This is a genomic window from Spirosoma liriopis (assembly GCF_023196085.1).
Classification (GTDB): domain Bacteria; phylum Bacteroidota; class Bacteroidia; order Cytophagales; family Spirosomataceae; genus Spirosoma; species Spirosoma oryzicola.
Genome location: NZ_JALPRF010000010.1, coordinates 97,937 through 124,668 on the forward strand (window position 1 = coordinate 97,937; position 26,732 = coordinate 124,668).

Consider the following 26,732-nt stretch of genomic DNA (forward strand, 5'->3'; position numbering starts at 1 on the left):
TCAAACTGCTTTTGCCTATAGAGTCGTAAAAGTAGACAAGCGATTGGCTGTCTTTACGAAAAATTAGATGAAACAGCGAATTTCGATTGTGAATGGCGTGGTTTATTGTACTTAAACAGTAAAACTGCCTGGGTGTGGGCTAAATTGTGTGTTATTAGTATCCGCTTTTTCGTACATATAGTGATGACTTCGTTACGCATTCTCTTTTTTGTTCTACTGGCGCTTCCCCAAACGGGCCTAGCTCAATCCTTGCTGTGGGAAGTCTCCGGCAATGGGCTCAAGCAGCCTTCGTACCTGTTCGGAACCTACCACATTCTTAAAGACAGTTATCTCGACAAAGCCCCTACGGTCCGAACGGCTTTCGATGCGGCCCAGGGAGTCGTCGTCGAAACAACGGTCGATTCATCGGCCATGCTCAACATGGCGATGCGCGCCCTGATGCCAGGCAATAGCTTGAAGAAACTACTGTCTGAACCGGATTACCAGTTAGTTGCTACGGAGTTCAAGCAGGTGACAGGCTATGACCTGGCTATGTTCAACATGATGAAGCCGATTATGACGGCAACGACATTAAGCCTTGGCTATGCCGAAAAAGAGGTTGATACGCTCCGTAAGTTTACCGGACAGCCGCTTGATTTATACTTTGCGGTTGAAGCGAAAAAGAAAGGAAAAGCCGTTACTCCGCTCGAAACGATGGAGCAGCAAATGGCTTTTTTGTTCGACCACGATCCGGTGGAAAAACAAGCTGCGGATCTGGTTAAACTGGTGGAGGAGAAAAAACACACAAAAGGTCAGAGCCAGCACCTCACCGACCTCTACTTAGCGGGTGACCTGGAAGGGATGTGGAAACTGGGGCAGCAACACGAAGAAAAATACGGTGATCTGTCATATCTCGTCAAAGAGCGAAACCAAACCTGGATGGGGAAATTACCGACGATCATGGCTGTTCGACCCACGTTTGTAGCGGTTGGTGCGCTTCATTTGCCTGGTCCGGAAGGCTTGATTGCCTTGTTGCGCAAAGCGGGTTATGAAGTGAAGGCCAAGTGAAACTTTGACATAAAGCTGGGTAAGCGGGGCCGCCCGTGCGGTTCTCAAACGAATATTGTCCGGAACGTTGGCTTTACCCTAATTCGATATGTTTCTATGGTGGTGGTGTCGGTTTTGAGAAACCGACACCACGTAGAGCAAAGAGGGGGCAGGTTCTCAAAACCTGCCCCCTCTTTGCTCTACAGCTTTTCCCGCAGGTAATCGGCGGTGTAATTGCCCTCCGGTAACTTTACCATTTCTTCGGGTGTACCCGTAAATGTGATGTAGCCACCCGTTTCACCGCCTTCGGGACCGATGTCGATGATATGGTCGGCGCTCTTGATCACCTCCATGTTATGCTCGATAATAATCACTGAGTCACCCTGATCAACGAGGGCGTTGATAGCCGACAGTAGTTTTCGAATATCGTGGAAATGCAATCCGGTCGTTGGTTCATCGAAGATGAATAGCGTGCCCCCTTTGTTTGGATTGCCTTTGCCGAGGAACGATGCCAGCTTGACGCGCTGTGCTTCACCACCCGAAAGCGTATTCGCCGATTGTCCAAGCCCGATATACCCTAAGCCAACCTCCTGCAAAGGCCGCAGTTTGTCCGCCATTTTGGTATCAACTTTCTTAAAAAAGTCGATGGCTTCATCAACGGTCATATCCAGAATGTCCGAGATGTTTTTGTCGTGCAACGTCACTTCCAATACTTCCTGCTTGAACCGCTTGCCATCACAGCCTTCACATTTGAGGTAAATGTCGGCCATGAACTGCATCTCGATCTTCACCTCGCCTTCGCCCTGGCACACTTCGCAGCGGCCACCGTCAACGTTGAAAGAAAATTGACTTGGCTTATAGCCGCGTGATTTGGACACCGGCTGATCGGCCATGACCTGACGCAGATAGTCGTAGGCTTTGATGTACGTAACCGGATTCGACCGGCTTGATTTACCGATTGGATTCTGGTCGATCATTTCAATCGCCGAAACCCGGTTCAGTGAGCCGCCAAGGCTGTCATATTTGCCCGCTTCTTCGGCAGTTTCGCCTTTCTCCCGCATCAAAGCCGGATAGAGCACCTTGCGAATCAGCGTACTCTTGCCAGAACCCGACACACCCGTTACGACTGTCAAGGTATTGAGCGGAAAACGCACGTCTACATCTTTGAGGTTGTTTTCGCGTGCCCCTTTCAACTCGATAAAATTTGTCGATTTGCGTCGGAAGGCAGGCACTTCAACCGTTTCGCGGCCCGTCAGGAAGTCGAGCGTGTGCGATTGCATTGCACCTTCCTCGGCTTCTTGACGTTGCTCTGTTCCCTGGGTCATGCTCTGCTCAATCTCCTCCCATGTACCCTGGAAGACCAGATGACCGCCCAGCGAACCCGCATCAGGGCCAATATCGACTAACTGATCGGCGGCCCGCATTACTTCTTCCTCGTGCTCAACGACAATAACTGTATTGCCCATGTCGCGTAACGATTCGAGCACACTAACCAGGCGTTTTGTATCACGTGGGTGTAGGCCAATGCTGGGTTCGTCCAAGATATACATCGAGCCAACCAGTGCTGAACCGAGTGAAGTTGCCAGCTTAATACGCTGGTATTCACCGCCAGACAACGTATTCGTCAATCGGTTAAGAGTCAAATACCCCAGGCCGACCCGCTCCATGTAATCCAGGCGATTACGAATTTCGGTCAGGATACGGCTAGCAACCTGCTGCTGGTGCGAAGGTAAATCAATCGTACGGAAGAACGTGGTTGCTTCGGTAAGGGGCATTAGGACCAGGTCCGTAATTGACTTACCGGCAATCTTTACGTAACCCGCGTCCTTGCGTAAGCGCGAACCTCGGCATTCTGGACAGGTCGTTTTACCCCGGTAACGCGACAGCATGACCCGGTATTGCACCTTGAACGTCTGGCTTTCCACGTAGCTGAAAAAAGCGTTCAACCCATCGAAGTACTTGTTGCCCGTCCAGAGAAGTTCCTGTTCAGCGGGGGAGAGGTCTTTATAAGGTCGGTGGATGGGAAAATCGAAGCGGATGCCGTTTTTAAGCAAAGGCTTCAAAAACTCCGCATTCATTTTCTCGCTACGCCAGGGTGCAATCGCCCCCTCAAAAACCGAAAGATTCTTATCAGGAATAACCAGATCCGGGTCGATACCCAGTACCTTACCGAAGCCATCGCACCGGCGGCAGGCACCGTACGGATTATTAAATGTGAACAGGTTGACGCTCGGCTCCTCAAAGACAATCCCGTCCAGTTCGAACTTATCGGAGAAAACCCGCGATTCTTCAGTTGCGCCAGATCTTCCTACGACCGCTACCCGGCAGGTGCCTTCTCCTTCGTTAAAGGCTGTCTGAACCGAATCCGAAAAACGGTATTGATTGTCTTCGTCCGGGTTCCCGTTGTCGTCGAAGATAACAGTACCACGGTCGATAAGTATTTCGAGTGATGAGTAGGCGAGGTCAACCGCGTCTTCTTTGCCTTCGCCCAAAACGTCCTCAATCTGAAGAACCTGCTGACCAGCGGGGCCACCATCAGCCACAATCCGGGTGTAGCCTTTTTGAAGCAGAATAGGCAGCTCGTTGGCTAACGTTCTGTCGTCGCGGATGCGGAGCGGGGCCAGAATCATAACCCGTTGCCCAGCTGCAAAACTGTGAATAAAATTAACAACGTCCGTAACCGTGTCTTTACGCACCTCATGGCCCGAAACCGGCGAGTACGTAACGCCCGCCCGCGCAAAGAGCAGCTTGAGATAATCATAAATTTCGGTAGACGTTCCAACGGTTGAGCGGGGGTTTCGGGTCGATACTTTCTGTTCGATGGCAATCGCCGGTGAAACACCCTTGATGTATTCGACTTCGGGCTTTTCCATCCGGCCCAGAAATTGCCGGGCGTAGCTGCTCAGGCTTTCGACGTACATGCGTTGCCCTTCGGCAAACAGTGTATCAAATGCCAACGATGATTTTCCTGAGCCCGACAGCCCAGTCAAAACAACTAATTTATTGCGGGGAATAGCAACGTCAATTCCTTTCAGATTATGTACTTTCGCCCCTTTAATGATAATAAACTGTTTGGGGTCGAGGTAGTCAACCGACTGTGCTGATTCGGTTTTCGTGCTTTGAGTCATTCTAAGTCTGTAGGGTAAACTCTATCTAAATTTTAACGGTTTATTCGTCGATATGGTTTCTCTTGGCGAATATTCTTAGCGGCTTGAGACGGTGAAGAATAAACATTTAGGCGTAGCTGCAACAGCGCGTCCATTCGTGTCGTAATGGGTATCGAGAACAATGGATTTTGCCAGTGAAGATATTATCCGATTGGTCGTTCCGCTGCTTATGGGCGGTGCGATTGGTGCGGAGCGCGAGTATCACGGCAAATCAGCTGGTTTTCGAACCATGATTATGATCTGTGTGGGTTCGGCCTTGTTTACCCTCGTGTCAGGGCGTCTTGGCAATGGCTCCAATGATCGGGTTGCCGCTAACATTGTTAACGGAATAGGCTTCCTCGGAGCGGGTATTATTTTTCGGGAAGATAATCGGGTAAAGGGGCTAACCACAGCCGCGACGGTATGGTCGGTAGCGGGTTTGGGAATGAGTGTCGGCAGCGGGAATTATGATATTGCCCTCATTGGATTTGTGCTTGTGCTAAGTTCCTTACTTTTTCTGGGCAATCTGACGGACCAAATTCAGAAAATAAATCAAACGCGTGAGTACCGCCTTGTGGCGGAGTTTCCAAACCGGACGCTGGAAGATTACGAGGCTTTTTTTAAGCAATACAATCTGGTACCAACACGAGGACAACGGCAACGCATCGGGACTAAGATTACAGGCCGCTGGCGAGTGCGAGGCCGGGCTACTAATCACGAAAAATGCATTAAACATTTGTTAAACGACCCTGACATAAAAGAATTTACGTTTTGATTTCGTTACATTCGGGAAGCTGGGTGACAAGACGCTGATAAATAAAATAAGCACGTTTTATCGTTTACCAGCCAGCTTTCTTTTACCACAATCCATCATGAATCATATTCAAAGAGTACTGTTTGTTATAGCTTTATTGAGCAGCAGCGTTGCATTTGCACAACTCACCGAAGATCCGGAAGATCGTCGGGATCAGGGTAAAGACCCACTAAAAACACAGACGGTGGACGGCCAGCCTCTTCCTTTTGCGCAGCGGTTGCGCTTTGGGGGTGGCATCAACGGTTTCCGCTTTGGTAATCCGTTCAGCATTGGCGTTTCGCCCGTTATTGCTTATCAGGCCACCGAACATCTGATCGTCGGAATCGGGGGAACTTACAATTACACGCGCTATAAGCCTTATTTTAACGGATTCAATAACGTTGGTGGACAGACTTACAACCAATACGGAGGAAGAGGTTTCCTGATGTATGAATTCATTCCGTCTATTTTGCCTAACCTTTATTTACACGGTGAAATAGAAAATAGTACCGTTCAGCAAAAGGTTGACGGAGTCGCTGGGAGTTATAGCGGGCAAGTAACGGCACCTTTGATTGGCCTTACGTATTCGCAGCCGATCTCTCGTCGATTCGGAGTTAACCTGACCGCGCTTTACAATCTGAACTATGATGCAAACACAGGGCTATCGCAGTACATTTATGGTAGCCCTTTAGTCATTCGGTTATCTTTCTTCTAAGCGCCTAGCATAAACATAGAACAGAAAAGGCATCGCTGTAGAGCGATGCCTTTTCTGTTCTATGAGTTTTAAGTAATCTGCTGCCAGATTGGTAATGCATTGTCGAGGAACCAGTTCATTCAGTCAACCAAGGCTTACTCTTTTTCGACCGTAATTTTTTGGGTGGAAGCATCAATCTATGGTGTTGGGATAATGCTTGATATGGTGAATCAAGTATTATATAACTTAAGTATTTTTAAATTGTCTAAATCCATTATAAGCTAAAGAAAGGTCGTAGATCCATTACGGAATAGGTCTAAGTCGCATCTGATTTCTTAAACAAAGGCAGGAGATTCTTACTTCTTATCTAAACGGCTTGGTGTCTACAGCAAATAATCAATTTGTTAACTGCCAGGTCTAATTACCTTAATTACATAATGATAGGAAGCGTATGAATACGATACGTGTACTGGCATCAGGATTACGATTTCCCGAAGGCCCGATGTTTGACCATACCGGACACCTTTGGTGTACAGAGCAAGAGGGCGAAGGTTTACTTTGCTGGAGTTCAGATGGCGCAACGAGACGAATCAAAACGGGAGGGAAGCCAAGTGGAGCAGTCGCACGTGGCAACTACATCTGGTTTTGCGATTCGGGACAGCAGGCCATCCGACGCATGGCGATTGAGACAAAAGCAGTAGAGACCGTAATCGACCGAATTGGCGTTGATCCATTGCATTGGCCAAATGATTTGCATTTCGATCAGCAGGGTAATCTACTATTTAGCTGCCCCGGTGATCCCGAAGCCGATGAACCTGGCTACGTTGCGGTTTATACACCCAAAGGAGCCGTTGAAATCATCGCCGAGGGGCTGGACTATCCCAATGGCTTGACCTTATTGCCTGACAATCAGACGTTACTTATTGGCGAAACCCATCAGCAGCGTATCTGGCAGGGTTACTGGGATGCCGATAGCTTGAGTTGGGAAAATATAAGCGTTCTGACCCCTGTCATTGAAGCGCCGATGGGACATGACATACCCGGACCAGACGGAATAAAAATAGGGCCGGACGGAAACATTTATGTAGCCGTTTATGGGAGTGGCATTATTAGGGTGTTCTCGCCCAACGGTGTTTTTCAGAAAGACATTAAACTGCCAGGACAGAACCCGTCAAACTGCGTTTTCGATCCCTCGGGCGAATTAGGGCTGGTCGTTACTGAAACCGAACGGGGTGAACTGCTGAGTATTAGCTTATAAGACTGAAAAAGCGGGGGCCTAAATCGTGCAACACGATTTAGGCCCCCGCTTTTTGGAAACGTAATGATTTATTTCAGTTCGGCTATTACCGTTACTCCGCCTTTGGTTCTATCGCCGATCTTCACGTTGACTTCTGCATCGAGCGGTAGGAACACATCAATCCGGGAGCCGAATTTAATAAAGCCCATTTCCTGACCCTGTTCTACTGGCTGCCCTTCTTTTACATACCAGATAATGCGTCGGGCAACCGCACCGGCGATCTGCCGGAAAAGTACTTCAACACCGTTTTTCGCTTGGATTACTACCGTTGTTCGCTCATTCTCGGTACTGGACTTAGGATGCCACGCTACCAGGTATTTGCCAGGATAATACTTGAAATAACGAACAATACCCGTAACCGGATTTCGGTTGACGTGCACGTTGAGCGGTGACATGAAAATCGAAATTTGCCGCCGACGGCCTTTGAAGTATTCGTCTTCGTCGGTTTCTTCGATGACGACAACCGTACCGTCTGCCGGAGCAATTACCTGCGCTTCGTGAATGGTCAGTGGCCGGTTTGGCACCCGGAAAAACTGAACAATCAGCCCGAACAAGATTAGACTGGCTATTGCTAGTAGTACGATAGCCGTCGAATTATCGGAAAACAGGTAGTAATAAGCCAGTAGGTTCAGGGCTAATAAAACTAACCCTGTTGTAATCATGATGGTGAAACCTTCGCGGTGTAAGCGCATAAAAAGAATAGGATGTATACGATATGATGTATTGCTGATGCGTCAGATATGAGCAAAATTATGCATCATACCGTACACATCATACCTTTTTACGAAAATCAATAGCCTCCGCGGAATTTGTAGGTGCTTGATACTTTGTCAATAGCGACAATATAAGCGGCCAAACGAAGCGGAACCTGATACCGTTGTGACGTCTCGAATACCCGGTCGAAGGCATCTTTCATAACCCGGTCGGCCCGGCGGTTGACCCGGTCGAGCGTCCATTTATAACCGATCCGGTTCTGAACCCATTCAAAATAAGAAACCGTAACGCCACCGGCATTAGCCAGAATATCAGGCACAACAAGAATACCTTTGCTGTTTATAATCTCATCAGCGGAGGCAGAAGTTGGGCCGTTTGCCCCCTCAACGATCATACGGGCTTGTATGGATGCTGCGTTGTCGTCCGTAATCACATCTTCTTTGGCCGCAGGGACAAGCACGTCAACCGCTAACGAGAGTAGCTCTTCGTTCGATATCTTCTCGGCACCTGTAAAGCCTTCTAATGTACCTTTATTGGCATTCCGGTAAGTGACGGCTGCGGTAATATCGATGCCGGACGCGTTGTAGTAGCCACCCGATATGTCACTGACAGCGACAACCGTAACACCCCGTTCGTGGAGTAGTTCGGCGGCAAAGGACCCGACATTACCAAATCCTTGTACAGCGGCTGTAGAACGGTAAGGGTTGATCCGTAATTTGTCCATTGCCGCCAACGCTGCTACCGTAACCCCACGTCCAGTCGCTTCAGTGCGGCCAAGGGAGCCACCCAGTACCAAAGGCTTACCCGTCACCACATTGTTGACCGTCATACCTTTAGCCTTCGAGTATTCATCGACGATCCAAGCCATTTCGCGCGGGCCCGTTCCCATATCAGGAGCCGGTATATCGCGGTCTGGACCAATAACGTCGAGCATAGCAACGGTGTACTGACGAATCAATCGCTCAATTTCACCCGCCGACATCTCACGAGGGTTGCAGGCGATTCCACCTTTTGCTCCCCCATAAGGGATATCCACTACGGCGCATTTCCAGGTCATCCAGGCAGCCAGCGCCCGAACTTCATCCAGATTGACCGCTGGATCAAGGCGAATACCGCCTTTGGCAGGTCCCAGAATGTTTGAGTGAATAACGCGGTAACCTTCAAAAACTTTAATAGCCCCGTTGTCCATTGTAACGGGGAGTCCCACGATAACCTGTCTGGCCGGTACTTTCAAGATATCGTACATTTCGTCCGAAATGCCCAGTAAACGAGCAGCCGCGTCGAACCGCGACATCATGGACTCAAGGGGATTTTCCTTATCTTTTATTGGGGCTGGTTCAATGTATGCCATAGCCATAATGTTACTTCACTTTTTAAAACTATTTTATCGATGAAGTGTGTCACAAAACTAATTAAAAGCAATGTATTGTTATGAAAAGTATATTTTTTCTATGATTAGTATAAAATAAAAATCCTAAGAATCGTCTATATACGACCGTTAGACCGAAATTGTAATAAACTGATACCGACGGTTTCAAAAGAAAAATCGGTTATAGCGGCAAATTGCAATTCAATAAAATTCTATAGGACCACTATTCTTATTGATAGATTCGTTGAAAATCAGGGTAAAAAGCGTTAATTTTGGGGAAAGATACATCCATACAGCTAGTAACTATGGTTCAGGAGGAAAAGAAGCGCTACTCGGAAGAAGACCTGAAAGAGTTCGAAGAACTGATCGGTCAGAAACTTGAAGCGACCCGTAGTGAGTTGAATTATATCAAGGAAACGCTAAGCAAGCGCAACGATAGTGGTACCGATAATACATCAGGCAATTCTAAATTGCTCGAAGATGGCGCTGATACCAGTGAACGTGAGAATCTTAGCCAATTGGCCGCTCGGTTGCAAAAGTTCACGCAGCAGTTAGATGCAGCAATGGTACGGATCAAGAACGGAACCTATGGTATTTGTAAGGACACCGGAAAGCTGATCCCTAAAGAGCGTCTGCGGGCGGTTCCTCATACGCAACAAACGATCGAAGCTAAATTGCGGCAATCAAATTAGTACGCGCTGCTGTTGCGGCTAAACATAACTGTCATCAGGAACGGTGCACAGCCTAACTCGCTGACGCCTATATATAAACTTTAAGAAGGTCTGGTAGCTAGTCTATCAGACCTTCTTTTGTGGTTAACATTCGTTAAGTGAATCGCGTCGAGCGCTAAATCAGCGTTCACTCGGCTCATAAAAATCGGTCTCTCTGAACCTATGGCCAGCTGTAATGAACGCTCGGCGACTAAGCCAGAAAGGTTCAGAACAGGGCATACACGAAAGGATATACCATTAGAGCGCTGAAAATGGATAAATTCTAAACAAAATGAGCCGTTTTTGGTAAATAACGCAGAGCAAAGTTAAACACATACAATCATGCTGGAACGCTTGGAAGAAGTTCGAGAAAATATCTTCCGCTATCTGGAGGCTCGTATCGAGTTATTCACACTCGAAACAAGAGGCAAAGTGGAGGAAGGAGTTGTCGTCGGTATTCACGGTATTGGCTTGGCGCTTCTTGGCACCATGACAGTTATATTCTTATTCAGTCTGCTGGCCGCGTATTTAAACGAAGTAACGGACAGCCGGTACATCGGTTTTTTGATCGTAGCCGGATTTTTTCTGCTTTTGACGATAATTTGGGGTGCAGCAAGTGGTTTTGTGAAATCAAAAATCAGGGTGGCTGCCTACAGTGCTATTAAGAAAAGCCAGGAGAAAAAGGCCGAAGAAAAAACGGAAGCTGTCAGCGAACTAATGGAAAAAACACGCGCTAGTTTAGATCAAACCAACCGTTATGCCCAGTAGGGGCTTTTCAATAGGCGATTAATTGTAAACTACACATACCAAGTCGAGGAAAGAAAATTATGGAAGACCCAAAAGTACCTTTTGCCGATACTACGGCTCGTCGGGCTCAATTGATGGCTGCTACTGAGCGGTTTAAATCGTCCATTACAGATAGCGTAGATTCGATTAAAGACGACGCTTCTGAAATCGGGAAAACAGCCGCGTTTGTAGCAGGTGTTGGTTTAGCCGTATATTTGGTCGTAAATGCTATTCTGCCAAAGTCTGATGAGTACCGATACGCTGAAAAGTATGGTGAACCAGAAGATCGTGATTTTTCGTACGAAGAGTATGACGAAGATGAACCATCGAATGCGCATCCTACTCAAAGAGCAATAAAGCAGCAAGCAAAAAAGACACAAAAATCAGCTGCCGCAAGTGGTTTGATCGGAGGTTTAATTACCACTGTTCTGACAAATATTGCTCGCGAGCAGCTAACCGGCTTTTTAGCTCGTATCCGTCAGAATAATGCGATCAATCCAACCGCAGACCCCAGGACCGGAGGACAATACCACGCCAAGGCAACTACTGAGCCTGCGCAATACACTACGCAACTATAAATCAGCTGGTCGAAAATCACTGGCCGTCTTGCTTGATCCCGACAAGATCAAGCAAGATGAGCTTTCAGTACTAGCAACTCGCGCCGACCAATTCGCTGTTGACTTCTTTCTCGTCGGTGGTAGTTTAGTCACGGAATACATCCATAAGGAAGTTATTGCTACCATTCGCCAGCACACCGACATACCCGTGATTTTGTTTCCGGGTAATCCATTACACATCGAACCGTCGGCCGATGCTATTCTTCTGCTTTCACTTATTTCTGGTCGGAACCCCGAGTTTTTAATAGGCCAGCATGTTATTGCTGCACCCCTTCTCAAACGAAGCGGTTTAGAGATACTGTCGACTGGTTACATGCTGGTTGATAGTGGAACTCAGACTACCGTTTCGTATATTAGTGGCACCACTCCCTTGCCGCACGACAAGCCCGATGTAGCGGCCTGCACGGCCCTGGCGGGCGAAATGCTTGGTCTACAGATCATGTATTTAGACGCGGGAAGTGGAGCACGCTGGCCAGTACCGCCTGCGATGATCGCTGCTGTTCAAGCCGCAGTCGATTGTCCTGTTTTAGTTGGGGGAGGAATCAACTCGGGCGAAAAAGCATACAACGCGTTGAAAGCAGGAGCCGATGTTATTGTTATAGGCAACGGTATTGAGCAGAATCCAGAGCTGCTTCCTGAATTAGCAGCCGTTGTGCGGGAGTTCAATCAATCAGTAGTGCAAGCGTAAACGTATGAAAAACATTGCTTTGATCATTTTGTGCATTATTGGCACAATTGGTTTATTTACACCAGTTTCTGCCGTTGCACAAGGACGCAATGAACCTGTTTTTACGGTAGCTGAGCAGCAACCGGAGTTTCCGGGAGGAAATACGGCACTAAGTCGCTACCTGGCCGAAAATATTAAGTTTCCTAACTCCTTGTCGCGTAAGAATTACAATACCGGACCGGTTTCAGCCAAGTTTATTATTGGTAAGGACGGAGTCGTGCGTGACGTACGCGTTACATCGAAACCACTCGATAAAAAGACCCAGAAAGGAATGCAGGACTTCATGACAACCATTATCTCGGCCATCGAAAAAATGCCGCGCTGGCAGCCCGGCGAGGTTAATGGGAAGCCAGTCGCCGTTTTTTATACACTGCCTATAGAAGTAAGTATGCAATAAACGAAAAGAGCCAGTCACTACTAACTGGCTCTTTTCGTTTTAGACGTTCATCAGTGATTCCCGGCGACGCATCTTGCCCGCAGGAATACCAAACATCATCTTAAAACGACGGCAGAAATAGGCGGTATCCTTATACCCAACTTCCGCTCCAATAGCTCGGATGCTCTTTTTGCTCGTACGTAGAAGACCGACGGCTGCTTCCATCCGCTGGTATTCGATATAATCCTGTGGATTGATACCTGTCAGCATTTTGAAGTACTGTCCAACGTAATCTTCCGAAACATTAGCAACGTTGGCCAACACCTTGTTTGACAGATCGCCACCTAGGTTTTCCTTGATGTAAGCGAAAATATCGATTAAGCGCGGATCTTTAAAATAAGTGCTGTTGGTTACCAGCTGTTCGACGAACAGACGGTTCTTAAGGATGTACCGAACAACTTCAATAACGATTTCTTCGGTCTTGATCTTAACGATACGACCCTTACCCGCCAGATCCGTCATGTCCTCGGCCAGAATCTGGTCGATTGTATTCGCCAGGTGATCTTCCCGTTTGATGATGAAAGGCGGTACATCGAGTGAGTTGAAGAAGTTCACCGAGTCGAAAACCTTAGCCTCGAAGGACACATACCCAAACGAATTAGGCAAATGCCCGATCAGTTTTGGATCGTGGTTTCCTTCCCAGTACGATTCCCGGTGCGTCATAAACTCCTCGTTGGAAACCGTTTTAGAACTGGTAGGGTCTCCATAGGTAACCGTTACGTGCTTTCCACCCGGAATAAACAGCATATCGCCTACGTTAACTTTAACGCGTTCTTCGCCGATGGATACCTCGCCATTATATAAGATCAGCAACGTGTTTTCAACATCATAGAAGTTTCTGATGGTGATAGGTTGCAAAATCCGAATGTTACGGGCCTTAATAAACTTCACGCCCAGTGATTCAATTATTTTATTGTAGTCTTCCATAGCTGAAAGGAAAGTGCGCGTGAATGCTACATGCTTTCAAAGTTGCACAAAACTAATAATTTGTACAAAACTAATACAAGTATAAAAGTTTCCAAAAAATAAAAAAATAGTGCGTATTCTTATTGAACACGCACTAGCCCTTTGAAAAAATTCTATTTTATTAGGAATAGAGTTAGCGAATGAGTTCACGCGCTATAACTAGTTTTTGGATTTCGGACGTACCCTCGTAAATCTGAGTAATTTTGGCGTCACGCATCAGACGTTCTACGTGGTATTCTTTTACGTAACCGTAGCCACCATGAATCTGTACAGCCTCTGTGGTAGCCCACATGGCAACATCCGAAGCAAATAACTTAGCCATGGCAGCCGCCTGAACGTAATCGCCGTGTTCGTCTTTTATCCGCGCTGCCTTATAAACCAAAAGCCGGGCTGCTTCAATTCTGGTGGCCATTTCGGCTAATTTGAATTGAATAGCTTGGTGGTCAAACAGTTGTTTGCCAAACGATTTTCGTTCCTGTGCGTACTTAAGCGACAGTTCGTAAGCACCAGCCGCAATACCCAGTGCCTGAGCGGCTATACCAATGCGGCCACCGTTCAGGGTCGACATAGCGAATTTAAAGCCAAATCCGTCTTCGCCAATTCTATTTTTTTTAGGTATTTTAACGTCAGTAAACAACAAAGAATGGGTGTCGGAAGCGCGAATCCCCATCTTGTCTTCCTTCTTTCCTACGACGAAACCAGGCGTTCCTTTTTCGGCAATCAGGCAGTTGATACCGCGGTGTTTTTTTTCGCGATCCGTTTGCGCAATGACCAGACAAACACTGGAGGAGTTACCGTTTGTGATCCAGTTTTTTGTACCGTTTACTAAATAATAATCTCCTTTGTCTTCCGCCGTCGTGGTTTGTGACGTTGCGTCGGAGCCTGCTTCGGGTTCCGAGAGGCAAAACGCGCCGATGATTTCACCAGCGGCTAGTGGTGTCAAATACGTTTGTTTTTGCTCCTCAGTACCGTACGCTTCAAGGCCGAAACAGACAAGCGAGTTGTTTACCGACATGATCACGGAGGCCGATGCGTCTACTTTGGAAATCTCTTCCATCGCCAGTACGTACGATACCGTGTCCATTCCGCCACCGCCGTAGTCGGGCGAAACCATCATGCCGAGGAATCCCAATTCGCCCATGCGTTTTACTTGCTCTGCCGGAAACCGGGCTTCGTTATCGCGCTCGATAATGCCAGGCAGCAGTTCGTTATGGGCGAAATCACGGGCGGCTTCCTGTACGGCGCGGTGTTCCTCCGACAAATTAAAATTTAATCCCTCTAGTCCAAGCGCTGCCGTTGCCATCTGAGTGAATTGGTTTTTTCTTATGATGATCGTCTACCTTAACGTAGGTAAAGATAAAAAAAACCTGGATAAATAGTATGCAAGCATACTACTATTCAAACAACAGTACGATCAATTCGGCTACGCAAGCTGGCTTTTGCTCACCTTCTACTTCAAATACACATTCGATGATGGCTCGTGTCCCTGATGTGTCCTCGTTATCATTCTGCGGTTCAGCATGGTGTAGCCAGCCTTTCATGCGCAGTTGGCTGCCGACGGGTACGGCATTCGAAAAGCGGATTTTGTTAGCGCCGTAGTTGACGGCCATCTTTACAGAATCGATCTGGTACAATTCGGCTAGTAACTTAGGAGCCAGCGAAAGCGTTAGAAAGCCGTGCGCAACAGGCGTTGTGTACGGCGATTCCTGCTTGGATCGCTCGGGATCGGTATGAATCCACTGGTTGTCGCCAGTCGCCTGAGCAAAGAGGTCAACGGCTTCCTGCGTAATGGTCATGTATTGTGTTTCGCCGAGCGATTGACCAGCGTGAGCCGCAAATTCGGCTAAGTTTGTGAAGTGTTGCATAGTTATTTTGAGGGACAACGCTCAACTTTGTCGCTATGACGAGAGCTGCCGATGTTGACCTGTTTACGTTTGAAAATAACCAACTGGCATACCGTCGATTTGGTTATGGACCAACTACACTATTGGCTTTTCACGGCTTCGGACAGACTGGGCAGGTATTTGCCAAATACGAAAAGCTTCTTGGTGACCGATATACCCTGTTAGCCATCGATCTGTTTTTTCACGGTAGCAGTCAGTATCGGAGTAATCACTTGTTAACGAAAACTGTTTGGCAACGCTTGATTGACGCATTTTTACAGGCAAACGCCGTTGATCGTTTTTCGGTGGTGGGTTTTAGCCTGGGGGGACGGTTTGCGCTGACAACCGCCGAATTGTTAGCTAGTCGCGTCGATCAGCTGATTCTTATTGCTCCGGATGGTATTACGCCGAGTCGTTGGTACAAGTTCGCAACGGGTTCTTCCCTAGGCAGACGGTTGTTTCGGTTTGTGTTGACTCATTTAACGTTTCTAAGCACCATCGGTCATTTCTTGACACGGGCGGGGTTGCTGAATCGAACATTGATGCGCTTTGTTGAGATCTCGCTCGACACGCCCGAACGTCGCAATTTGGTGTATCAAAGCTGGACTCAGTTTCGGCTTATTTTTCCTGACCTTGAGCGGGTCGGTGATTTAATTAATGAAATGCGCTTAGAGACCCATTTTTTTATGGGCTCTTTCGACCGGATAATACCAACCAGTTATGTTCTCCCGCTTACAAAACGACTCTATCAGTTCGAATTGACAATCGTCAAGACAGGCCACAATTTGCTTATAGAGCTGGCGGGTGAACGGCTGGCAAAGCAGGTGTGAGAATGGCTTTACTTCAAGGCTCGTTGGATCACCTGCCACAAGCCCGCAATCGACACAATGACGAGGACAACGATGATGATCTGCGTCCAGCTGCTTTGGTTTGGGTTTTCCAGTAGCGTTCGGATCTCACGCGCTTCGTGGCCCGACCAAATCGCAAGTAACGTTCTGGGCATCATACCTAGCAGACCGCCCAGCAATATGTTTTTCAGCTGAGCTCCCGAAAGAGCAAACAGTAGATTCGTAAGCCCGAAGGGAAGAATAGGGGAGAGCTTGGCGAAAAAAATAACTTCCAGTTCTTTGTTCAAAATTCGGTCGAGTACCGATTGTGCTTTGGGATTTCGGCGTAAAAAGCTCAGAAAGCGTTCATGATCGAGCCAGCGTACGAGGAGGTTGATGAACAGAATACCTCCCATGTTGACCAGAAAAAGCGGAAGTACGGCCTGCCAACCCAGAAAATAGCCAAAGATTAACGCCAGCATGGTCGGTGGCGTCAATGCGGCAGATGTGATTGCGCACAGAAGCGTAATACCGGCCCATTGCCAGGCTGTAAAACCGGCAATTTCTGACTCGTGAAGAATCGCGTAATAAGTCAGTAAAGACGTAAACACAATAGGCGTTACCGACATCAGGATGCCAGCAATAACAGGCCCGGTAAAGTGCTTTAGAATGGATGATTTCACGATATATCAAACTGCCAGACACCTGTTCTGGTTTGGTTTCTGTAACCTGGTCGTTTATCTACTGACTAGTTTTACTACTTTAGGACATGAAATTCGGAACCAAAGCCATCCATGCCGGTATTGAGCCGGACCCTACAACGGGTGCTATCATGACACCCATTTATCAGACATCGACTTACGTACAGGAGTCGCCGGGCAAGCATAAAGGGTACGAATACGCCCGAACGCAGAACCCGACCCGAACGGTGTTGCAAAATAACCTGGCTGCTCTTGAAAACGGCAAACATGGCATTTGCTACTCATCGGGGCTTGGTGCGACAGACGCTATTCTCAAACTGTTTAAACCCGGTGACGAAATTATAGCCAGCAACGATTTATACGGTGGCACGTACCGAATCATGGTGCGCGTCTTTCAGGAGTTCGGGCTTACATTCAAATTCGTCAGCCTGGATAACTCCGCCAATCTGGAAGCGGCTATTACGCCAGCTACCAAAATGGTCTGGATCGAAACGCCTACAAACCCATTGTTACGGCTGGTCGATATCGCTGCGATTGCGGCTATCACCAAACAACGGAACATTCAATTGGTGGTTGATAACACGTTTGCATCGCCGTATTTGCAGAATCCGCTTGATTTGGGTGCCGATATTGTGATGCATTCGGTTACCAAATACCTCGGCGGTCACTCCGATACAGTTATGGGCGCTATTGTGCTCAACGGCGATGAGACGGCCCAGCGGTTAGCGTTTATTCAGAATGCCTGCGGTGCCGTACCGGGTCCACAAGATTGTTTCTTGGTACTGCGGGGTATCAAAACGTTGCACGTTCGGATGCAGCGGCACTGCGAAAACGCGCTGAAAGTCGCTCAGTACCTGCAACAACATCCGAAAGTTGGTCAAGTACATTACCCCGGTCTTGAATCGCATCCGGGTCATGAACTGGCTAAAAAGCAGATGCGTGGTTTTGGAGGAATGCTGTCGTTTGAACTGAAAGGCGATTCGATGCCGGAAGCCGTACGGGTGATGGAAAGCTTTGCCGTATTCTCGCTTGGCGAATCGCTGGGGGGTGTTGAATCACTATGTACGCACCCGGCTAGTATGACGCACGCTAGTATTCCGAAGGAGGAGCGGCAGAAAAACGGCTTGAAAGACACGCTTATCCGGCTTAGTGTCGGTATCGAAGACGTTGACGACTTGATCCAGGATTTGGAACAGGCCATCGGATAAGACTGAAGTAGCCAGTGACCCAGCCGGGTTTGCGTGATTTAGGTGAATACGCTGATCGAACTTCGAAATCATCGTCACTCACCTAAATCACACAAATCTCGCCGGGCCGCCGGGCGATTTAAACTAGAAACGCACCCGAATCCCGGCGAGGAAGTTGCGCCCGGCTTGTGGGTAATAGCCGTTGTCAGCTGTCACGCGTCCTTCTGAGATGTAAGCGTAAGTGTAGCCATTGGATTCATACAGTTCATTCAGGACGTTATTGAGCAACAACGTAAACGCAATCTCTTGAGCAAATTTTGGTTTTAGGCTATAGATCAGGCGAATGTCGTTTGTGAAGTACGAATTCAATTGGCGGCTCACGTTGGACGTATTGTCGAGGTATTGCTTTCCAACGTATTTCGATAACAGTCCCAGTTCTAGTCCTTTGGCGGGGGTGAACAACAGTTGTGAGCCAGCAATCACGTTTGGTGAAAATGAAATATCAGTCTCGCTGTACTGCCGACTTTCCTGCTGACCGTTATCAAAGTTATCCAGGTACTCGGTGAAGTTACGGACTTTGTTACGGCTAAACGTTGCGTTTACATTCCAGCGCAATTGCTTGGCTAAGCGAGCCCCCGCTTCAAGCTCAATACCCGCCCGGTAACTAACGGGAATATTTACGCGGTTGTAAGCGCCTACGTCGTTAAGCTGACCCGACAAAACGAGCTGATTCCGGTAAGTCATGTAATAGCCATTGACCGTAAACGCCAGCCGCTCCGTTTGCAGTTTGTAGCCCGCTTCGTAATCAATAAGGCGCTCGGCTTTGGGACGACTCTCCGGCGTCGATTGGGTGTAATCGTCGCGGTTTGGTTCGCGGTGGCCAACACCAACCGACGCATAAACGGTACTACGGTCGTTCAGGACGTAAGTCAAACCTGCTTTGGGATTGAAAAATGTCAGCTTAGCATCCTGTTGAACGTTTTGCAACTGGCTGTTAAAACCAAGAAATGAGTAATCAATTTGCCGAACCTGCACATCAACAAAGCCATTGAGTGGTTTGCTGAATTGATAGAATGCTTTGGCGTACAGATTGAGGTCGCGTTTTGTCGCATCGTCGTTGTAATAGCGGTCCCGAATATTGGTATTACCAGCGATTCGCGCCCAGATAACCTCGCCGTAGTGTCCTCCCTGATAGTTATTCCAGCCACCACCAATATTTGCCGTTAGCTTACCAAAGCTATTGTAGTCAAGCGAAAAAACGGTCCCGTAAAAATCGTTATTGAGCCACCGTCGCCGAATGATGTCGGTGCGGGAGATGGTCGAATCGCCGATGACAACGTTGGGTAAGCCGTAATTGCTGAACCGATCATTGGGCCGGTATTGCTCGTAATAGCCTTTTCCTTTCGTGTAAAAAGCTGAAACGTTTAGTCGCCAGTTGCGGCTTAACTCATGCGATGCAATAAGCTGGTAGTTGTCTTGCTGGTAGTTATCGGTTTCGTTGTCGTAGGTGTAAACGTTGTACGTGCGGTTCGTTTTAAGCAGATTCTCAGGTACACCGCCCCACGACTGATACGTTTGTTCCTGACCCGAAAAAATGTTCAGCCGGAAAAAACTTTTCTTGGTATAATAACCGCCCGATACGTAGAACGACCGCAGATCAGAAAAAGCCCGGTCGACATAGCCGTCGGAATAAATCTTCGACAGCCGGGCGTCGAGTACGAAGTGATTGTTGATCAAACCCGTTCCGGCTAGTACGTTTACTTTGCGCGTGCCGAAAGAACCAGCGGAAATGTTTGTTTCAGCGTACGGTTTTTCTTCCAGCTTGTTGGTTTGAATATTGACCGAAGCGCCGAACGCGCCCGCGCCATTGGTCGAGGTTCCCACACCCCGCTGAATCTGAATGCTGCTCACCGACGACGCAAAATCGGGCATATTGACAAAAAACGTACCCTGCGATTCGGCGTCATTGTACGGAATACCGTTGAGTGTGACGTTTACCCGCGTGGCGTCGGACCCCCGGATGCGAATACCGGTGTAGCCCACGCCCGCTCCCGCGTCAGAAGTTGTAACGATAGACGGTGTAAAGTTGAGCAACTGCGGAATATCCTGACCTAGATTCAGCTTGTTCAAATACTGCCGCGACACATCAGTATAGGCAATGGCTGATTTCTGATTTGCCCGCGTAGCGCTCACAACAACTTCATCGACGGTCACCGCTGTTTTTCTGAGACTAACGGTTACCGTCGTGCTTTGGCTTAGATTAATGGCTTGCGTTTGAGGCTCGTAGCCAAGCAGGGATACCCGAAGGGAGAGTGAACCCGGCTTTAGATTCGTTAGCTGAAACGAGCCGTTGGCATCGGTAAAGGTACCTTTGTACGTGCCTTCAAGCGTAACGGCAGCCCCAGGAAGTATTCCGCCATCGGCGTCGTTGACGGTTCCCGAAATAACGAGTTGAGCCCAGGTGGGTAGCGCTGATAGACAGACGATAGCTGTCAAAAAAGCAAAAAACGGGGCACGTCTAAAATGACGAAGTGGTCCAGTCGTCGGTTTTTTCATAACGAAAAAGCATGACGATAAGCTAGGGGCCAAACCTATCCTTGGTTAGATATGATTTTGGTTGGTAACGATCACGATTGTACATCGTGACTACATCTCCCTTCACGGCATTACCCGTGCAGGTTCAATGGGTATAATCTCAGCCCGTTGTTATGAGGCACCCCTTAGAAGATTAGCAGCGCAAAGTTAAAGCAATTTTAACAAACAAGATTCTCTGTCAAACGTTACTTTTTCGAACAGTATTGTTGCCTATGAATGAGTTTGATTTAGTCGTGCTGCAAGGAGATCTGACGGATGGACGTTTAAAAGCGGGAGATATTGGCACGATTCTGACCGTCTACAATGGGGGTCAAGCGTTTGAAGTAGAGTTTGTAACCTTAACGGGCGAAGCAGTAGCAATCGTGACCTTAATGGCTCATCAGATACGCTCCGTTCGGGCGTCGGAAGTTATGACTGTCCGGGATATGACGGTTTAACCGAAAACTCTTCTGTAAACTTTTGAGCATTACGCTTTTCCGCAATTACAAATATTCCTAATTTTGCAGTCCAAATTGCAAACAAATGAGCAAAAAGAACAGTGGACTGGATTTTTTGGAAGATTCAGACGCATTAGAGGGGAGATTAGAGGATGTTGGTGATTTTTTCCAACAGAACCGAAATATCGTTTTAGGTGTAGTCGGCGGCATTGTGTTGCTGGTCGTTGGTTTCTTTGGCTATCGCTATTACGTAAGTAGCCAGGACGAAACAGCGCAGGTCGAACTATTCCCATCGGTTTACAAGCTCGAAGCCGATTCACTGAAGAAAGCCCTCAATGGCGATGGCAGAAGCCCTGGCCTGCTGAGCGTTGCCGACAGCTACGGCGCAACGCCCGCTGGTAATCTGGCCGAGTTTTATGCGGGTGTCGGCTTACTGAAAGAAGGTAAGTACGACGAAGCCATCGATCGTCTGAAAAGCTTTAGCTCATCGGATCTGCTGGTGCAGGCGCGTGCTTATGCGCTCATCGGTGACGCTTATACTGAGAAGAAAAGCTATGACGAAGCGGCTGATTACTATCAAAAAGCAGCTGACTACAAACCCAATAAATTCTTTACGCCCGGCTATCTGTTGAAACTAGCTATTGTTCGCGAACAGGCTAAGCAAAACGATAAAGCCATCGAAACGTACAACGACATTATCGAAAAGTATCCCCAATCTGCCGAGGCTGTTACTGCCAAGAAGTATAAATCCGTGCTGGATGCAGCGGTCGGCGAGTCGTAGGCGTACTTGAACAACTCAATACAGCGAAGGACAAAGCCGACTGAGGTTTTGTCCTTTTTTTGTCAATTGTCTCAACCATTTCCGAGTAGCAGTAGGTAAGACAGTCGTTAATTCACTAAACTTCGCCGGGTTTCCGGTTTCTTTACATGGCATCTGATCAAAAAAACCTGAGTGTATTTTCAACCGATGATCTGCCCGATATCAGTCATCGCCGGTTTGCGATTCTTGTTTCTGAATGGAACACGGAAGTAACGGAAGCTTTGTTCGCGGGTGCGTATCAGACGTTGCTCCAGCACGGCGCTAAAGCTGAAAATATCGTCCGGGGCAATGTGCCGGGTAGTTATGAGTTGAGCCTGGGCGCGCAGTGGTTTGCTCAGCGCGATGACATTGATGCCGTGATTGCGTTAGGCTGCGTTATCCAGGGCGAAACCAAGCACAATGATTACATCAATCACGCCGTTGCTCAGGGATTGACGAACGTTGGTCTTAAAACGGGTAAGCCCGTTATTTTCGGCGTTTTGACACCAAATGACCAGCAACAGGCACTTGACCGGGCGGGTGGAAAGCACGGAAATAAAGGCGACGAAGCGGCTATTACGGCTGTTAAAATGCTGGGCCTACAAAGACAGGTTTATTCATTTCAGTTTTAAATAAAAGACAAAGGAGTGCATGAGTGGACGAGCGAATAACTCGTTACTCGTTCGCTCGTTCACACACTCACTCGTTTAGTATGCACGTCTGGAAATTTGGCGGTACATCGGTCGGAAAGCCCGAGCGCATGCGGTCCATCCGTACCCTAATCACTGAAGACAATACTCGTAAAATTGTCGTCCTGTCGGCTTTGTCCGGCTCAACCAACAATCTTTTGGCGATTGGCGAATCCCTGAAAGCCAACAATGACGCCGAAGCGAATGCGCAAATCGATTCGCTCAAAGCGCATTACGATAGCTTCGTTGATGAACTGTACGGAACACCGGAGGGGAAAGCCGCCGGGCAACAGATTATTGACAGTGAGTTTTCGTTTATTCGTTCACTGACGGGGATCAAGCCATTTACGCTCAAACAGGAAAAAGAGCTGGTAGCGGAAGGCGAACTGCTGAGTACCCAGATTTTTCAGGCGTATCTGGCCGAAGAAGGCGTCCCATCGACGCTTTTGCCTGCGCTTGAGTTTATGCGGATTGATGCCGACAACGAACCCGAAATTCAGTTTACGGAGGAGGCACTGGCAACGATGCTTCCACAGCATGAAGGTAAGCAGATCATTGTTACGCAAGGGTTTATCTGCCGCAATCCGCGTGGGGAAGTAGACAACCTCAAGCGGGGCGGATCTGACTACACCGCTTCGTTGATTGGCGGAGCGATTCGGGCCGACGAAATCCAGATCTGGACGGATATCGACGGGATGCACAATAACGATCCCCGGATTGTTAAGAATACGTTCCCGGTGCGTGAGCTAACGTTTGATGAAGCGGCTGAACTGGCTTATTTCGGAGCTAAGATTCTGCATCCGTCTACCATTACGCCCGCTCGTATGTTTGGTGTTCCGGTTCGGCTCAAGAATACGATGGACCCGGCTGCTCCCGGTACGCTGATCGCCGACCGAACGAGTGACCAGGTGTTTAAAGCGATTGCGGCTAAAGACGGAATCACGGCCTTGTACATCCACTCGACTCGTATGCTGAACGCTTACGGTTTCCTGCGCCGTATTTTCGAGATTTTCGAAAAGTACAAAACGCCCGTGGATATGCTGGCAACGTCGGAAGTTTCTGTGTCGGTCACCATCGATAATACTGAACGGATCAACGAAATTTCCGAAGAGCTAAGCGCCTTCTGTACGCTGGAAGAACCCGATTATGATCAGACAATTATCTGTATCGTGGGTAATTTCAGTGCTGACAACGAAGGCGTAGCGTTACGGGTGTTCAATGCACTGAAAAATATTCCTATTCGTATGGTTTCCTACGGTGGTACAGAAAGCAACTTATCGCTACTAGTTCACAGTCGTTACAAGGCGGAAGCGCTTAACGCCCTGAACGAAGGCTTGTTCTCACTGTAATACCACGTACCGAAATCGTATTAACAAACGAGAGTTTCGACTCTCACATATGCAATGCTACAACTTAATTTCATCCGCGAAAATAAAGATACTGTATTAGCGGGCCTGCGAAAAAGACATTTTGCCAATGCCGAAGCGGTCGTTGAACAAGTGTTGACCCTCGACCAGCAACGGCGCGATACCCAACGTGAACTCGACGATGTTCTGGCTCAGTCCAACGCAAAAGCAAGTCAGATTGGCGCGTTGATGAAAGCGGGTAACAAGGCAGAAGCGGATGCGGCTAAAGCGGAAACGGCTGTGTTGAAAACCCGTTCGAAAGATCTTGCGGATGCATTGCGTCAGTTAGAAGCCGACCTACAGACAGTTCTGGTCACCATCCCGAACATTCCGCACAGCAGCGTACCGGAAGGACGAACCGCAGATGATAACGAAGTCGTACTGGAACATGGCGAGAAGCCAACACTCCACGAATCGGCCCAGCCTCACTGGGAGCTGATCAAGAAGTACGACATCATTGATTTCGAGCTGGGCGTAAAAATTTCGGGTGCAGGCTTTCCGGTCTACAAAGGAAAAGGGGCTCGGATTCAACGGGCGCTGATCAACTTTTTCCTCGATGAAGCCTTGAATGCGGGCTTCACGGAAGTGCAGCCGCCTATTGTTGTGAACGAAGATTCGGGCTTTGGAACCGGGCAGCTTCCCGACAAAGAAGGGCAGATGTATTTCATCACGGAAGAAAAGCTGTATCTGATCCCAACGGCGGAGGTTCCCATCACGAATATGTACCGCGATGTGATTTTACCCGAGAACCAGTTGCCGGTTAAAAACGTGGGATATACACCTTGCTTCCGGCGCGAAGCGGGTTCGTGGGGAGCGCACGTACGGGGCTTGAACCGACTGCATCAGTTCGATAAGGTCGAGATCGTACGGATCGAAAAACCCGAAAACTCGTATGCCGCCTTGGACGAAATGAGCCTACATGTGCAATCGTTACTACAAAAGCTCGAACTACCGTATCGGGTGTTGCGGCTGTGCGGTGGCGATATGGGCTTCACGTCGGCCCTGACGTACGACATGGAAGTTTGGTCGGCGGCTCAGCAGCGCTGGCTTGAAGTAAGCTCGGTTTCAAACTTCGAAACGTATCAGGCCAACCGGCTCAAGCTACGCTCTAAGGTAGAGGGCAAGATGCAACTCCTGCACACGCTGAACGGATCGGCGCTGGCATTGCCTCGTATTCTGGCATCGATCCTCGAAAACAACCAGACGCCGGAAGGCATTCGCATTCCAGCGGTTCTGGTTCCGTATTGCGGCTTCGATGTGATCAGCTAACAATCACAGGAGTAGTTGCCGTAGCCGGGATAACGCGGTGATAAGTTACCGGAAATGCTGACAACCCGATCAAGCGGTACCATCTCGCCGTTGGCCAGTTCAAGCAGCTCGGTATCACCTTCCCGGCGAAGTTGCTTGATGGTAACGTCAGCCTTGATAAACTCGCTCAGGTCGGTTAAGTACTCGAGCCGAACGAATTTGCCGGGGACAATAGCGGCCCGAAATAAAGTTTCAGATGCAACGAAATCAGGTTTGTTCAATGAGGTTTCCATACCTAAAGAACAAGTTATAAAAACGAAACGTGCCCCGATCCAGATCGGGGCACGTTTCGTTTGTGGTCAGGAAGTCGTTAGTACCGAACTCCTTCTAGTTGTTTCTGAAATTCACGCAGGATCGTTTCTTTCATGGCGATCTTACGCTTCTGGGTGTTAATCTTGTTCAAGACCTGCTTGTCCGCGTCGTTATTCGGGTCGAGGCCATCGGCATCCTGGAGTGAGAATTGCAAGTCGCTTTTCTCCCGTTTGACCAGATACTCCATTTCCCGAATCTTCGTCCGAATCTGTTCGGATTGGCTTTTTAGTTCGAAAGCCGGGTATTTCCGGGTCAATACACGTCCTAAATAACTTAGCTCAAAAATCTTGTCGCAGGCGGCCCGGAAGCGCTCATTGAGGTTTTTGTCCTGCAATTTGAAGGGCACCCGAATTTCCTTCCAGCTATTGAGCAGCACTTTCGCGCGTTCGGCAGCTGCAAAAATATCCGATTGCTTCGACAGACGTTCGGCTTCATCAACCATTTTCATCTGCGCTTCAATCCGGGGATCGATTTTCTTCTCAATGACAATGCCCTTCGCGTCGTTATACTTCGTGTAGAACATGGTCGTTGCTTTCTTGAACTGCTTGTAAAGCTTCCCACTTTTTTTGATGGGGACTTCACCGACCATTTTCCAGGCGTTGTTGAGCTTACGAACTTCCTGAAAAGCGGCATCCAGATCGCCCAGTCGGTTCGCCCGGAAAGCCAGCCGAATCAGTTCGTCGTACTTGTCCAGCCGCTCCTGAATGACCTTGTTCTGTTCGTTGAAGAATTCACGTCGGCGTTGGAAGAAACCATCCAGCAACTCCTGAAACCGCCCTTCTATTTCGACTTCGGCGGTCTTATCAACAGGACCCGTTTTAATCCATTTCGTTTTGATCTCCTGCAAAGCGTCTGCCGTTTCTCGCCAGTCTGTACTGTTGGCGATTGCTTCGGCTTCGGCAATCAATGCACGCTTGATCTCCAGATTCTTGAGTTGGTTAACCGTAATTAACTCCGACAAGAGTTTCTCCTGCGAGTCCAGGCGGTCGAGCAGGGGCGGAAAATCGCCGAGGGCATCAAAACCGAGCAGTTTTTTTCGGAGCTGAACCAGCTTAGTCAGGTAAGAGCCTTTATTCTGGGCTTCCTCAATGTCATTTTCTAGCTGGCTGACTTTGTTCTCAGCAATAACGAAGCGATTCTTAAAATAGTCGAGCGCTTCCTGCTCAGTGCGTTTAACTTCGCCAATCTGGCGATCTTCGTAATCCAGGTAGCCTTTCAAAAATACCTTTCCGTCTTTGACGTAACCGTATTCATCTACCAGTGAAGCGTTTTCCATTACTATACTTGGTTAAGGCTGCGCTGTGGGT

Annotated in this window: 26 protein-coding genes; 16 read left to right on the plus strand and 10 right to left on the minus strand. The window is 48.3% G+C overall.

Annotated elements, in window-relative coordinates:
- Window positions 1-183 precede the first annotated feature (183 nt).
- A complete protein-coding gene (locus tag M0L20_RS27805) occupies window positions 184-1,047 on the plus strand; it encodes a TraB/GumN family protein (protein ID WP_248480441.1) in 864 nt (287 codons plus the stop codon).
- Between the two features lie 179 nt (window positions 1,048-1,226).
- Here M0L20_RS27805 and uvrA read toward each other — a convergent pair whose 3' ends face one another.
- On the minus strand, window positions 1,227-4,154 hold the full coding sequence (uvrA, locus tag M0L20_RS27810; protein ID WP_248480442.1) for an excinuclease ABC subunit UvrA: 2,928 nt from the start codon (window positions 4,152-4,154) through the stop codon (window positions 1,227-1,229).
- A 160-nt stretch (window positions 4,155-4,314) separates the two neighbouring features.
- Here uvrA and M0L20_RS27815 point away from each other — a divergent pair, with 160 nt between their 5' ends.
- The 3 genes from M0L20_RS27815 to M0L20_RS27825 all read left to right on the plus strand — a co-directional run bounded on the left by M0L20_RS27815 (window position 4,315) and on the right by M0L20_RS27825 (window position 6,917).
- Window positions 4,315-4,947, plus strand: coding sequence for an MgtC/SapB family protein (locus M0L20_RS27815; RefSeq protein WP_232560563.1), 633 nt, complete (start codon window positions 4,315-4,317; stop codon window positions 4,945-4,947).
- Window positions 4,948-5,044: 97 nt separating this feature from the next.
- Window positions 5,045-5,680 carry a hypothetical protein gene (locus M0L20_RS27820; protein WP_232560564.1) on the plus strand — a complete coding sequence of 212 codons (636 nt, stop codon included), beginning with the start codon at window positions 5,045-5,047 and terminating at the stop codon, window positions 5,678-5,680.
- A gap of 430 nt (window positions 5,681-6,110) precedes the next feature.
- Window positions 6,111-6,917, plus strand: a complete 807-nt coding sequence (locus M0L20_RS27825) for an SMP-30/gluconolactonase/LRE family protein (RefSeq protein ID WP_248480444.1) — start codon at window positions 6,111-6,113, stop codon at window positions 6,915-6,917.
- Between the two features lie 68 nt (window positions 6,918-6,985).
- Here the strand turns inward: M0L20_RS27825 and M0L20_RS27830 are convergent, their stop codons facing one another.
- Both M0L20_RS27830 and M0L20_RS27835 read right to left on the minus strand, forming a co-directional pair.
- Complete coding sequence (locus M0L20_RS27830; RefSeq protein WP_248480445.1) at window positions 6,986-7,648, minus strand: phosphatidylserine decarboxylase family protein; 663 nt, start codon at window positions 7,646-7,648, stop codon at window positions 6,986-6,988.
- 98 nt (window positions 7,649-7,746) lie between these two features.
- Window positions 7,747-9,021 carry a Glu/Leu/Phe/Val family dehydrogenase gene (locus M0L20_RS27835; RefSeq protein WP_232560567.1) on the minus strand — a complete coding sequence of 425 codons (1,275 nt, stop codon included), beginning with the start codon at window positions 9,019-9,021 and terminating at the stop codon, window positions 7,747-7,749.
- A gap of 323 nt (window positions 9,022-9,344) precedes the next feature.
- Between M0L20_RS27835 and M0L20_RS27840 the strand changes: the two genes are divergently transcribed.
- The 5 genes from M0L20_RS27840 (at window position 9,345) to M0L20_RS27860 (ending at window position 12,276) form a co-directional block, all read left to right on the plus strand.
- Window positions 9,345-9,731, plus strand: coding sequence for a TraR/DksA family transcriptional regulator (locus M0L20_RS27840; protein ID WP_167204884.1), 387 nt, complete (start codon window positions 9,345-9,347; stop codon window positions 9,729-9,731).
- Window positions 9,732-10,091: 360 nt separating this feature from the next.
- On the plus strand, window positions 10,092-10,517 hold the full coding sequence (locus tag M0L20_RS27845; protein WP_248480446.1) for a phage holin family protein: 426 nt from the start codon (window positions 10,092-10,094) through the stop codon (window positions 10,515-10,517).
- 59 nt (window positions 10,518-10,576) lie between these two features.
- Entirely contained in the window at window positions 10,577-11,113 is a 537-nt protein-coding gene (locus M0L20_RS27850) for a hypothetical protein (RefSeq protein WP_232560569.1), read from the plus strand.
- Complete coding sequence (locus M0L20_RS27855) at window positions 11,022-11,840, plus strand: phosphoglycerol geranylgeranyltransferase (protein ID WP_435531851.1); 819 nt, start codon at window positions 11,022-11,024, stop codon at window positions 11,838-11,840. Before M0L20_RS27850 ends, M0L20_RS27855 begins: the two co-directional genes overlap by 92 nt.
- A 4-nt stretch (window positions 11,841-11,844) precedes the next feature.
- Window positions 11,845-12,276, plus strand: a complete 432-nt coding sequence (locus M0L20_RS27860) for an energy transducer TonB (protein ID WP_248480447.1) — start codon at window positions 11,845-11,847, stop codon at window positions 12,274-12,276.
- A 39-nt stretch (window positions 12,277-12,315) separates the two neighbouring features.
- On the opposite strand, the gene M0L20_RS27865 is transcribed toward M0L20_RS27860, so the two are convergent.
- From M0L20_RS27865 to M0L20_RS27875, 3 genes are all read right to left on the minus strand, one after another.
- Window positions 12,316-13,242 carry an AraC family transcriptional regulator gene (locus tag M0L20_RS27865; RefSeq protein ID WP_232560571.1) on the minus strand — a complete coding sequence of 309 codons (927 nt, stop codon included), beginning with the start codon at window positions 13,240-13,242 and terminating at the stop codon, window positions 12,316-12,318.
- A 172-nt stretch (window positions 13,243-13,414) separates the two neighbouring features.
- Window positions 13,415-14,584 (minus strand): acyl-CoA dehydrogenase, encoded by a 1,170-nt coding sequence (locus M0L20_RS27870; RefSeq protein WP_248480448.1) that lies wholly within the window; start codon window positions 14,582-14,584, stop codon window positions 13,415-13,417.
- Window positions 14,585-14,675: 91 nt separating this feature from the next.
- Complete coding sequence (locus tag M0L20_RS27875; RefSeq protein ID WP_248480449.1) at window positions 14,676-15,146, minus strand: MaoC family dehydratase; 471 nt, start codon at window positions 15,144-15,146, stop codon at window positions 14,676-14,678.
- A gap of 35 nt (window positions 15,147-15,181) precedes the next feature.
- Here M0L20_RS27875 and M0L20_RS27880 point away from each other — a divergent pair, with 35 nt between their 5' ends.
- A complete protein-coding gene (locus tag M0L20_RS27880) occupies window positions 15,182-15,994 on the plus strand; it encodes an alpha/beta hydrolase (protein ID WP_248480450.1) in 813 nt (270 codons plus the stop codon).
- Between the two features lie 8 nt (window positions 15,995-16,002).
- On the opposite strand, the gene M0L20_RS27885 is transcribed toward M0L20_RS27880, so the two are convergent.
- On the minus strand, window positions 16,003-16,674 hold the full coding sequence (locus M0L20_RS27885; protein ID WP_248480451.1) for a TVP38/TMEM64 family protein: 672 nt from the start codon (window positions 16,672-16,674) through the stop codon (window positions 16,003-16,005).
- Window positions 16,675-16,760: 86 nt separating this feature from the next.
- On the opposite strand from M0L20_RS27885, the gene M0L20_RS27890 reads away from it, so the two are divergent.
- Window positions 16,761-17,900 carry a cystathionine gamma-synthase gene (locus M0L20_RS27890; RefSeq protein ID WP_248480452.1) on the plus strand — a complete coding sequence of 380 codons (1,140 nt, stop codon included), beginning with the start codon at window positions 16,761-16,763 and terminating at the stop codon, window positions 17,898-17,900.
- A 123-nt stretch (window positions 17,901-18,023) separates the two neighbouring features.
- On the opposite strand, the gene M0L20_RS27895 is transcribed toward M0L20_RS27890, so the two are convergent.
- Window positions 18,024-20,435: a TonB-dependent receptor gene (locus M0L20_RS27895; RefSeq protein ID WP_248480454.1), complete on the minus strand. Its 2,412-nt coding sequence runs from the start codon at window positions 20,433-20,435 to the stop codon at window positions 18,024-18,026.
- Window positions 20,436-20,686: 251 nt separating this feature from the next.
- Between M0L20_RS27895 and M0L20_RS27900 the strand changes: the two genes are divergently transcribed.
- From M0L20_RS27900 to serS, 5 genes are all read left to right on the plus strand, one after another.
- Window positions 20,687-20,911, plus strand: a complete 225-nt coding sequence (locus M0L20_RS27900; protein ID WP_232560578.1) for a DUF4926 domain-containing protein — start codon at window positions 20,687-20,689, stop codon at window positions 20,909-20,911.
- Window positions 20,912-20,996: 85 nt separating this feature from the next.
- On the plus strand, window positions 20,997-21,692 hold the full coding sequence (locus M0L20_RS27905; RefSeq protein ID WP_232560579.1) for a tetratricopeptide repeat protein: 696 nt from the start codon (window positions 20,997-20,999) through the stop codon (window positions 21,690-21,692).
- A gap of 146 nt (window positions 21,693-21,838) precedes the next feature.
- The gene (gene ribH / locus M0L20_RS27910) at window positions 21,839-22,342 is read left to right on the plus strand and encodes a 6,7-dimethyl-8-ribityllumazine synthase (RefSeq protein ID WP_232560580.1); all 504 of its coding nucleotides are present in this window, start codon (window positions 21,839-21,841) and stop codon (window positions 22,340-22,342) included.
- Between the two features lie 80 nt (window positions 22,343-22,422).
- A complete protein-coding gene (locus tag M0L20_RS27915) occupies window positions 22,423-23,748 on the plus strand; it encodes an aspartate kinase (RefSeq protein ID WP_248480456.1) in 1,326 nt (441 codons plus the stop codon).
- A 54-nt stretch (window positions 23,749-23,802) separates the two neighbouring features.
- Window positions 23,803-25,074, plus strand: coding sequence for a serine--tRNA ligase (serS, locus tag M0L20_RS27920; protein WP_248480458.1), 1,272 nt, complete (start codon window positions 23,803-23,805; stop codon window positions 25,072-25,074).
- Here the strand turns inward: serS and M0L20_RS27925 are convergent.
- Together M0L20_RS27925 and M0L20_RS27930 are read right to left on the minus strand one after the other, a co-directional pair.
- Window positions 25,071-25,346 (minus strand): hypothetical protein, encoded by a 276-nt coding sequence (locus tag M0L20_RS27925; RefSeq protein WP_248480460.1) that lies wholly within the window; start codon window positions 25,344-25,346, stop codon window positions 25,071-25,073. The two genes, serS and M0L20_RS27925, sit on opposite strands and share 4 nt — an antisense overlap.
- Window positions 25,347-25,423: 77 nt before the next feature.
- Complete coding sequence (locus M0L20_RS27930; protein ID WP_232560584.1) at window positions 25,424-26,701, minus strand: DUF349 domain-containing protein; 1,278 nt, start codon at window positions 26,699-26,701, stop codon at window positions 25,424-25,426.
- Window positions 26,702-26,732: the final 31 nt, after the last annotated feature.